The sequence below is a fragment of the Kineococcus vitellinus genome (assembly GCF_009906315.1).
In the GTDB taxonomy this organism is placed as follows: Bacteria; Actinomycetota; Actinomycetes; order Actinomycetales; family Kineococcaceae; genus Kineococcus; species Kineococcus vitellinus.
Window position 1 is genome coordinate 1 of record NZ_JAAALL010000036.1, and the last position, 9,067, is coordinate 9,067.

11 protein-coding genes and 1 pseudogene are annotated in these 9,067 nt (G+C 73.4%); 6 read left to right on the forward strand and 6 right to left on the reverse strand.

Annotated elements, in window-relative coordinates:
- Positions 1-570, reverse strand: a pseudogene (locus tag GTQ99_RS05290) (hypothetical protein); the annotation flags it as partial.
- Between the two features lie 55 nt (positions 571-625).
- Between GTQ99_RS05290 and GTQ99_RS24805 the strand changes: the two are divergent.
- Positions 626-1,054, forward strand: coding sequence for a MarR family transcriptional regulator (locus tag GTQ99_RS24805; RefSeq protein ID WP_166614700.1), 429 nt, complete (start codon positions 626-628; stop codon positions 1,052-1,054).
- Positions 1,055-1,608: 554 nt separating this feature from the next.
- On the opposite strand, the gene GTQ99_RS05300 is transcribed toward GTQ99_RS24805, so the two are convergent.
- Complete coding sequence (locus GTQ99_RS05300) at positions 1,609-2,553, reverse strand: TIGR03560 family F420-dependent LLM class oxidoreductase (protein WP_166614701.1); 945 nt, start codon at positions 2,551-2,553, stop codon at positions 1,609-1,611.
- Between the two features lie 433 nt (positions 2,554-2,986).
- Between GTQ99_RS05300 and GTQ99_RS24270 the strand changes: the two genes are divergently transcribed.
- Positions 2,987-3,178 carry an SRPBCC family protein gene (locus tag GTQ99_RS24270; RefSeq protein WP_205706835.1) on the forward strand — a complete coding sequence of 64 codons (192 nt, stop codon included), beginning with the start codon at positions 2,987-2,989 and terminating at the stop codon, positions 3,176-3,178.
- 288 nt (positions 3,179-3,466) lie between these two features.
- On the opposite strand, the gene GTQ99_RS05310 is transcribed toward GTQ99_RS24270, so the two are convergent.
- The 3 genes from GTQ99_RS05310 to GTQ99_RS05320 all read right to left on the reverse strand — a co-directional run bounded on the left by GTQ99_RS05310 (position 3,467) and on the right by GTQ99_RS05320 (position 4,954).
- On the reverse strand, positions 3,467-3,838 hold the full coding sequence (locus GTQ99_RS05310) for a PIN domain-containing protein (protein WP_166614702.1): 372 nt from the start codon (positions 3,836-3,838) through the stop codon (positions 3,467-3,469).
- Positions 3,835-4,086: a type II toxin-antitoxin system Phd/YefM family antitoxin gene (locus GTQ99_RS05315; RefSeq protein ID WP_338074746.1), complete on the reverse strand. Its 252-nt coding sequence runs from the start codon at positions 4,084-4,086 to the stop codon at positions 3,835-3,837. Before GTQ99_RS05315 ends, GTQ99_RS05310 begins: the two co-directional genes overlap by 4 nt.
- A 190-nt stretch (positions 4,087-4,276) precedes the next feature.
- Positions 4,277-4,954 carry a WHG domain-containing protein gene (locus tag GTQ99_RS05320; RefSeq protein ID WP_205706836.1) on the reverse strand — a complete coding sequence of 226 codons (678 nt, stop codon included), beginning with the start codon at positions 4,952-4,954 and terminating at the stop codon, positions 4,277-4,279.
- Between the two features lie 107 nt (positions 4,955-5,061).
- Here GTQ99_RS05320 and GTQ99_RS05325 point away from each other — a divergent pair, with 107 nt between their 5' ends.
- Positions 5,062-5,562: a nitroreductase family deazaflavin-dependent oxidoreductase gene (locus GTQ99_RS05325; protein ID WP_166614704.1), complete on the forward strand. Its 501-nt coding sequence runs from the start codon at positions 5,062-5,064 to the stop codon at positions 5,560-5,562.
- A 79-nt stretch (positions 5,563-5,641) separates the two neighbouring features.
- Positions 5,642-5,902, forward strand: a complete 261-nt coding sequence (locus GTQ99_RS05330) for a hypothetical protein (protein WP_166614705.1) — start codon at positions 5,642-5,644, stop codon at positions 5,900-5,902.
- A 126-nt stretch (positions 5,903-6,028) separates the two neighbouring features.
- On the opposite strand, the gene GTQ99_RS05335 is transcribed toward GTQ99_RS05330, so the two are convergent.
- Positions 6,029-6,745 carry a TetR family transcriptional regulator gene (locus GTQ99_RS05335; RefSeq protein WP_166614706.1) on the reverse strand — a complete coding sequence of 239 codons (717 nt, stop codon included), beginning with the start codon at positions 6,743-6,745 and terminating at the stop codon, positions 6,029-6,031.
- Positions 6,746-7,102: 357 nt separating this feature from the next.
- Between GTQ99_RS05335 and GTQ99_RS05340 the strand changes: the two genes are divergently transcribed.
- Positions 7,103-7,963 carry an aldo/keto reductase gene (locus tag GTQ99_RS05340; protein ID WP_205706840.1) on the forward strand — a complete coding sequence of 287 codons (861 nt, stop codon included), beginning with the start codon at positions 7,103-7,105 and terminating at the stop codon, positions 7,961-7,963.
- Positions 7,964-8,036: 73 nt separating this feature from the next.
- A complete protein-coding gene (locus GTQ99_RS05345) occupies positions 8,037-8,957 on the forward strand; it encodes an aldo/keto reductase (protein WP_166614707.1) in 921 nt (306 codons plus the stop codon).
- The last annotated feature ends 110 nt before the right edge of the window (positions 8,958-9,067 follow it).

Below are 9,067 nucleotides of genomic sequence, written 5' to 3' on the forward strand. Positions count from 1 at the left end.
GGGCGGCACGCCGTGCGGGTTCGGCACCGCGGGTCCGCACCGGCGGGCGGCGAAGGCGCCCAGGAGGCGGGCGGCGCGGGTGAACCGCTCGTCGTCCCAGGGGGCGGGGTCCTGCTCGACGTCCTCCATCCACACCGCGAGCTTGTCGTCACCGAGCTCGACGAGGCGGTGCAGCGCGGGCACGCGCAACCCGGCGGGCAGGGCCGCGCCGAAGGCGGGCTGCCACGCGTCGAGCTCCATGCGCCAGGGGTAGTCGCGCAGGAAGCCCTCCCGGTGGGCCTGGGGCACCTCGTGCAGCCGGTTCCAGTGCCGCGGGTGCTGGAGCACCTTCAGGAACGCCGACCACGCACGTCCCGTCGCAGTGATCCCCCGCACCCGGTGCAGGCCGGCGGTGGCGGGCGAGCCGGAGACGTAGGGGACGGCGTGCGCGGACCAGGACACCGTGTGGGCGTCCTCGCCGGTGATCGCGCGGGTGAGGGCCGCCAGGACGTCCGGGCCGGGGTGCGCGGGCCCCAGGACGGTCACGGCAGAGGGGGCGGCAGAAGGTGTGCTGGAGGGTGCGACGGCCATGGCGAGCTCCCAAACGGTAAGGCTGCCTGATCAATCAGTAAGGTAGCCTGACGGTGTGAGTGACGGCAACCCCCCGCAGCACGTGCTGGCGGTGTTCGAGGCGGCCGCCCGGCGCCTTCGGCACGACCTGACCGGGCGCCTGGCACCCGACGCGCCCGGACTGAGCCCCTCGCAGCTGCGCCTGCTGGGCATCATCCCCGAGCGCGGCGCGCGGATGACCGACCTCGCCGCACGGGCGAGCATCACCAAGCAGTCGCTGGGGGAACTCGTCAGCGCGCTGCGCGCCTCGGGGCACCTGGAGACGGTGCCCGACGCGCAGGACGGGCGGGTGAAGTTCGTGCGGCCCACTGCCGAAGGTCGACGCGTGCGGCACCGCATCGATGAGGAGATCGCGGCGCTGGAGGCGGCGTACGCCCAGCAGCTCGGGACCCGGCGCTTCGCGACCCTGCTCGCCGCGCTGCGTGAGCTCGGCGCAGCGCGTTGAGCGACCACGGGCCGGGGTCTGCCACCAGAGCTCCCTCCCTGCCGTGCAGCCTCCGGGACCGCGCCGCCGCGCGCCCACAACGGCTGCTCCAGCTGCGGGGTGAGTGCTGCGCCGACCTGGTCGACCGGCGCAGCACCACCGGAAGCACTCTCCACCCAGCGCCGCAGCAGGACGTGGAAGCCCACGCCGTCCGGCACTCGACAGTCGGTCGTGGCGGTGATGCCCAGCTCCGCGGCACGGTCGGTGAACCTGCGCCGGAAGCCCCAGCCGCGCCAGACCGGGCGCTGATCGGCCAGCTCCTGCAGCAGGCCGATGCCGCCGACGGCCCACTGATCGCTGCGCAGGCGATCTGCACCGCGCAGTGGATCGTCCTGCGCGTCCAGCGCGGTCATCCGTCCGCGTCCGTGCCCCTCCTCGTCCTCGGCGCAGAGCCCTCACGTCCTGCTCCGCTGCCGCGGAGCGGTGACTGCTGCTCCAACGCAGGAGAAGTGCACCAGGAAGGACGCGGATCGGTCGGCAGGTGACGACGGGTGCGCGCCGGCCGTAGAGGGCACTCACTGCAGGGCCGGCAGCACCTCCTGGTGCAGCAGTCGCAGCGGTTCGAGGTCGAAGGGGTGGCCCACCCCGAAGACGAAGTGCGAGAACCCTCGATCGGTGTACGCCCGCACCTGCTGCGCCACCTGCTCGGGGGTGCCGATCAGCCAGCGATCCCGCTGCTGCTCCAGATCGGTGCCGTGAGCGGCGGCGACCCGGGCGGCGGCCTCCTCGGCCTGCTCGTAGGTGGCTGCCACCGACACCGAGGGGTGCACCGACAACTCGATCTCCGCGAAGTCGCGGCCCACCTCCTCGCAGCACCGCTGCAACCGGGCGGCCCGCTCGGCGCAGTGCTCCGGTGAGCCCTGCGCGTTCCAGCGGTCGGCGTAGCGCGCGGTGATCCGCAGCGTTCCCCAGCCGGACCCACCGAGGGTGATCGGCGGGTGCGGCGACTGCACGGGCTTGGGTTCGCACGGCGCCTCGTGCAGCCGGTAGTGCCGACCTTCGAAGGTGGTGCGCGGCCGGCTCCACAGCTGCGTGACGATCTGCAGCGCCTCCTCCAAGCGCTCGTAGCGCTGCGCCAACGGCGGGAACGGCAGGCCGTAGGCGTCGAACTCGCGCTGCGCCCACGCCGCACCCAAGGAGAACTCCAGGCGGCCGCCACTGATGTGGTCCACCAGCGCGGCGCTCTTGGCCAGCGTCGCCGGGTCGCGGTAGAGCACCCCGGCCACCAGGACGCCGATGCGCACCCGGCGGGTCAGCGTCGCCATCGCCGCCAGCGTGGTCAGCGTCTCGAACGCCGCACCGCCGTCGGGCCCGGAGAAGGGCAGCAGGTGGTCGAAGGTCCACGCCGAGTCGAAGCCCAGCTCCTCCACCGCCGCCAGCGCGTCGGTGAACTCGCTCCAACCGGTGCGCTGTGCCTGCAACTGGATGCCCACGTGCAACGGGCGCCCTCGCACGTCCATGACCTCTCCTCCGCTCGGTGCCGGCTCGGTGCTGCTCCATGCTGCTCGATCCCGGCTGGATCCGCGCTCGCTGCCTGGCTTCGCGATCGAGCAGTGGGCGTCGACGGTGAGCGTGGACCGGGTGCACCAGCTGCGGGTGCCGCCGGCGCATGCGTGAGGCGTCGACGTGGCACTGGCCGATGGTGAGCCGACCGGTGGACCTCGCCGAGGTGCTGGAGTCGGTCAGCTGCTAGGCGCCCGCGCCAGGTGCTCGGCGCGCAGGACGCGCTGATGACGCTGTCGTGGACGTCGGCTGTCGTGGACGTCGGCTGTCGTGGACGTCGGCTGTCGTGGACGTCGGCTGTCGTGGACGTCGGCTGTCGTGGACGTCGGCTGTCGTGCCGATGGCCGAGTGGTCCGGGGCGCCGACTCCTGAGCTGCCGAGGTGACCGTGGTGATCGAGGTGGTGACCGACATCGCCGCTGAGCCCGGAGTGGTCTTCGACCTCGAGCTCGACGTCGACGTGCACGCCGCCGCCCTGGCCGGCAGCGGCGAGCGGGCCACCACCAGCAGCGGCCGGCGCCGACGGCGGCTCGGCGACGAGGTCACCTTCACGCCCGCCACTTCGGCCTGCTCTGGCGCATGACCAGCCGGATCACCGCTCACGACCGACCGCACCGCTTCGTCGATGAGCAGACCCGCGGCCCGTTCCGCAGCCTGCACCACGAGCACCTCTTCGACGTCCTCCCCGACGGGGCGGGCCGCAGCGGCACCGCGAGCACCCCGATGAGCGACCGCATGGGCCTCACCGCCCCCGCCGGTCCGCCAGAGCTGTCGTCGCACGACTGGTGCTGGCGCCCCACCTGCGGCGCGTGCTGCGACGACGCGCAGCGCACATCGAGCGGGTCGCCGAGTCCGGCAGCCGCCGCCACCCCTAGAGGAGCCGGACGTCGTAGTCGCCGAAGCGCCGATCGACGGTGAGCAGCTGCAGGCCCCGCCGGGCCGCCTGCGCGATGAGCATCCGGTCGAAGGGGTCGTCGTGGTGGCGCGGCAGGGCGCCAGCGGCCAGCCCGTCCTCCACGGTGACGGGCAGCTCGGTGAACCCCTGCTGCTGCAGCTCCTCGCGCAGACCGTCCGGCGCGCTCAGCTTGCCCAGCGCGGCCTTGATCGACATCTCCCACGCGGAGGCCGCGGAGACGAGCACCTCGTTCTCCCCGTCGGCCACCGCGACGCGCATGCGTTCCGGCAGGCGCTCGTCGTCGGTCAGCCACCACAGCAGCACGTGGGTGTCGAGCAGCAGGTTCACCGGAGGGGGGGCTCGATGTCGCCGCGGAAGGCGGCGAGCACGTCGTCCGGGGTCTCGTCGAAGTCGGGGGCGACGACCAGCCGCCCCTTCCAGCTCCCGGGACGGCGGGCCCCACGAGAGCGGGCCGGCACCAGTCGGGCGACGGGCTTTCCGGAGCGGGCGATCACCACGTCCTCACCCCGCTCGACCGCTTCGAGCAGGCGCGACAGGTGCGTCTTCGCCTCGTGCACGTTCACCGTGTGCGTCACGACCTCAGAATACGGACTAAGTCGGACTAAGTCCATGCGGTGGGAACCGGTCGCAGCGTCCACCGCATCTCCACGGTCTCGGAGCAGCCCTCGTGCGTCTACCGAGGAGCGGGCGGTCGACGGCTGCGTTCGTCGGGCGCCGGCCGAGCGCGCTGCGCGTGCGTCGAAGCCACGCCCGCGGGCGTCGACCTCACAGCCCCAGGCGGTCGGCGAGCGCCTCGATCGTGGCGTCGGCGAAGGCGTCGGCCGGGTCGAAGGTGTTGGCCAGCTGACCGAACAGCTCGCTGCTCACCAGCCCCAGCAGGGCCGTCCAGCACTGGGCGGCGGTGACGATGAGGGCCGGCGGCACCTGCCCACCCCCGGCCGCGGCGACACGAGCCGCGCCTTCGGCCAGCTGCGACGCCAAGCGCGAGGAGGTCGCGGGAGCGTCCATCCCCTCCAGCACCGACAGCAGCGCCAGCGGGACCCGCGCGCCGGCCGCCGTGGTCCGCTCGTCGCCCCGGTAGCCGGGCACGGGCGAGCCGTGGGCGAGGGCGTACTCGTGCGGGTGCTCCAGGGCCCAGGCCCGGAACGCGCGGCAGCCCCCGGTGAAGCGGGCACGGCGCGAGCGCCCGCGCCGGGGGACGACCGCGGCCTCGACCGCGTCCGCGACGTCGTCGTAGGCCTGGACGATCAGCGCCGTCAGCAGCTCGTCGCGCGTGGCGAAGTACCGGTAGAGGGCGGAGGAGGCCAGGCCCAGCTCGCGGGCCACGGCGCGCAGCGACAGCGCGGCCGCGCCGGAGGCGGCGAGCTGGCGCCGAGCGGCGGCCAGGATGTCGGCGGTGAGCTCGCGACGGGCGCGCTCACGGGCGCTCGGGACGACAGGCACGTCCCGATCCTCGCACGAACCGGAGCAACGCTCACTCTCGAGGGCATCGCTCACTTCCCGGAGCACTGCTCTTGCCAAGGTGTGCAGACGGGTGCACAGTGGGCCACATGACGAGATCAGTGCTCTCATCCAAGACCGCCGCTCACACGTTCGCCCCGCGCTACGTGGCACCGGACTTCCTCACCCGGCGCGTGCTCAACCCCCTGGTGGCCGCCGCGACACGCCTGGGGCTGCCGTTGGCGGGCTCGCGCGTGCTCGCCGTGCGCGGACGCAGCAGCGGGCAGTGGCGCACCACTCCGGTGAACCCCCTCACGATCGACGGGGTGCGCTACCTCGTGGCCCCGCGCGGCACCACGCAGTGGGTGCGCAACCTGCGGGCCGCGGGCACCGGGGAGCTGCGCTCGGGTCGACGCTCGGAGGTCTTCACCGCGGTGGAGGTCTCCGAGGCGGACAAGCCGCCGCTGCTGCGGGAGTACCTGCGCCGCTGGGCGTGGGAGGTCGGCCTGTTCTTCGACGGGCTCGACGCCGACGCGAGCGAGGCGGAACTGCTGGCCGCCGGGCCCAAGCACCCGGTGTTCCGGATCGCGCCCGCCCCCGCTACGCTCTGAGGACCCCCTGCGAGGCGAGTGGCGGGTCGCCGCAAGAGGAGGTGGGCGCACCGAGCTCACCGAGACCCAGGCGCTGCGGGTGACGGCCCCCACGCACGCCCGCGCCATCGTCGCCGGCCCCATCGACCCCGAGGAGGGCGCCCGGCTCACCTGGAACATCGCCGGCAGCCCGGGAATCCCCGAGGAGCTGTTGACGTCCACGACCCTGGACACCGTCGACGAGCAGCCCGACCCGGACCGCTCCATGACCCTGGACGACGATGCGGCCACGCCGGGCGCGGACGCACAGCCCTTCGCTCGCGACTTCACGGTCGTGGCGCCCTGCGGGCTCGTCCGGTGACAGCGCCATCCGCACACCGATGATGACGGCTCCCCACCGTCCTCCCCCACCGCCCCGCGGGTGACGCGCCGACGGGTGAGCACCCTCCACGGCGCGGCAGGACCCGGCGTCCCCGCCGGGACGGCGTCACTGCTCTCCGGCCACCGCTTCGGCGGCCGCGCGAGCCAGGACCCGCACCGCGCGCGCCGCCTCGTCGGCCGCCAGTTCACCCTCGTCGGGAAACCCGCGCAGGTCGGTGGGATAGCCGCGGGTGACACCCGAGCTCGACAGCTGGGCGAAACCGTTCACCACGGCGCTGAAGCTGCGCAGCAAGGGGTTGGCCGCCCGGACGCCACCGGTGATGGTCATCGCCGGTGACAGCAGCAGGTCGAACAGCGTGCGCGTCACCTCGCGGCGCTCCTCGTCGGGAACCTCGTGCAGCTCGTCGGCGAGGATCAGCTCGAAGGCGGCTCCGTGCGCCCGCTGGAACCGGACGTAGACCCGGGCGAGCGCAGCCAGCTGGTCGACGGCCTCACCGACGGGGTCGGGCGCGCACCGGCCGCCGGTGGCCGGTGCGTCCTCGCCGAGGCTGCCCGCGGGCGCACCGTCACCTCCCGGGCGCAACCGCTCCAGCGCCGCCTGCATCTCGGCGCGCAGCTGGCGCCCGGCGTCGGTGGCCGCCGCTGACAGCAGCGCGGCGCGGCCGTCGAAGTGGCGGTACGGAGCGGCCGCGCTGACGCCGGCGCGTCGGGCGGCCTCGGCGACCGAGAGCCCGGCCACCCCCTTCTCCGCCACGAGTTCGCGGGCGGCACGCACCAGGGCAGCCCGCAGGTCGCCGTGGTGGTAGGTGCTTCGTGGGCCCACCGCGCTCCTCCGCTCTCGTCCACGGGGCCTCGTCCACCGGGCCGGTCAGCCGCGTTGACATGATGTTAGACGCCTCTTACATTGGTGTCCAGCCGCCCTCCGCCCCTCACGGCGATGCCTGGACCACCCCGGGGCGCCCGGGCGCTCACGACATCGGCCGCGCACACGGGACCACCACCCGCGGCGGGCCGCTCCCGCCCCCCGGACCACCGCGTCCACGACGGCGTCCACGACGGCATCCACGACGGCATCCACGACGGCATCCACGACGGCATCCACGACGACATCCACGACGACATCCACGACGACATCCACGACGACATCCACGACGACATCCACGACGACAGGACCACCGACATGACCGCCCCGATCCCCACCCTCACCCTGAACAACGGCGTCCGGATGCCGGTCCTCGGCTTCGGCGTCTACCAGGTGCCCGCCGAGGAGGCCGAACGCGTCGTCACCGACGCCCTGGCCGCCGGCTACCGCCACATCGACACCGCCGCCGCCTACGAGAACGAGGCCGGCGTCGGGCGCGCCATCGCCGCCAGCGGCATCCCCCGCGAGGAACTCTTCATCACCACCAAGCTGTGGATCCAGGACGCCGGCGAGCAGGCCGCTCCCGCAGCCTTCGAGCGCTCCCTGCAGCGCCTCGGGCTGGACTACCTCGACCTGTACCTGATCCACCAGCCGTACGGGGACTGCTACGGCTCCTGGCGGGCGATGGAGGAACTGAACCGCCAGGGCCGCGCCCGGGCCATCGGGGTGTCCAACTTCCACCCCGACCGCCTCATCGACCTCGTCGACCACAACGAGGTCGTCCCGGCGGTCGACCAGGTCGAGACCCACCCCTTCTTCCAGCGCGGCGCCGACCAGGAGGTCATGCGTCAGCGCGGCGTGCAGCACGAGTCGTGGGGACCGCTGGGCCAGGGCCGCGAGGACCTGCTCACCCACCCCGTCCTGACCGCACTGGCCACCGCCCACGGCAAGTCCGTCGCCCAGGTGGTGCTGCGCTGGCTCCTCCAGCGCGAGATCGTCGTCATCCCCAAGTCCTCGCGCCCGCAGCGGATGGCCGAGAACCTCGACGTCTTCGACTTCTCCCTCACCGGGGAGGAGATGAGCCGCATCGCCGCTCTGGACACCGGGGCCAGCACCGCCTTCGACCACCGCGACCCCGCCGGTGTCGCCTTCCTGGGCACCCACCGCTTCGACACCTGAGCCGCTGCGACGAGCCCGTGACCTGCAGCGCGACCCCTACCGCAACCCCCAGCCCTGAAGGGACCTGCACCGCATGAGCCAGCAGTCGTCGACGACCCCGTCCAGCACCGCACCTGCGATCACGCTCAACAACGGCGTGACGATGCCCGCCCTCGGGCTCGGCGTCTTCCAGAGCGCACCGCAGGAGACGGCGGCCGCCGTCGAAACCGCCCTGGCCACCGGCTACCGCCACGTCGACACCGCCGCCGGCTACGGCAACGAGCGCCAGGTCGGCGAGGGCGTCCGCCGCTCCGGGCTCGACCGCGGTGACGTGTTCGTCGAGACCAAGGTGTGGGTCAGCGACTACGGCTACGAGCAGACCCTGCACGCCTTCACCAAGAGCGCCGCCAAGCTCGGCGTCGAGCAGATCGACCTGCTCATCCTGCACCAGCCCATGCCGCAGCACTTCGAGCGCACCGTCCAGGCCTACCGCGCCCTGCAGCGGCTGCTGGCCGACGGCGCCGTCCGCGCCATCGGCGTCAGCAACTTCCTGCCCCACCACCTGAGCGCCCTGCTGGAGCAGGCCGACGTGGTGCCGGCGGTCAACCAGGTCGAGCTGCACCCCCGCTTCACCCAACCGGAAGTGCAGGCCGCGAACGCCGCGCACGGCATCCTCACCCAGGCGTGGTCGCCCATCGGCGGCATCACCTTCTACCCGGGCTGGGGCGAGGACCGGGCCAGCGCGCTGGAGGACCCCACGATCGCCGCCGTCGCCGCTGCCCACGGCAGGAGCCCCGCCCAGGTCATGCTGCGCTGGCACCTGCAGCAGGGCCGCTCGGCGATCCCGAAGTCCACGAAGGCGCACCGCATCGCGGAGAACTTCGCCGTCTTCGACTTCACCCTCACCGACGCCGAGGTCGCCCGCCTCGACGCTCTGGACACCGGGCGCCGCGGCGGGCCCGACCCCGACGAGGTCGACCCGTCGACCTGGCACCTCACGGTCCCCGAGGCCTGACCCGCCCTGCCGGTCCGCGCGGAAGCCCTTCGGGTGCAGACTGGGCGGGTGCCGACCTCGGAGAGCCCCAGAGCGTGCAGCGGCGGTTCACGACCGCTCCGGTCGTGAAC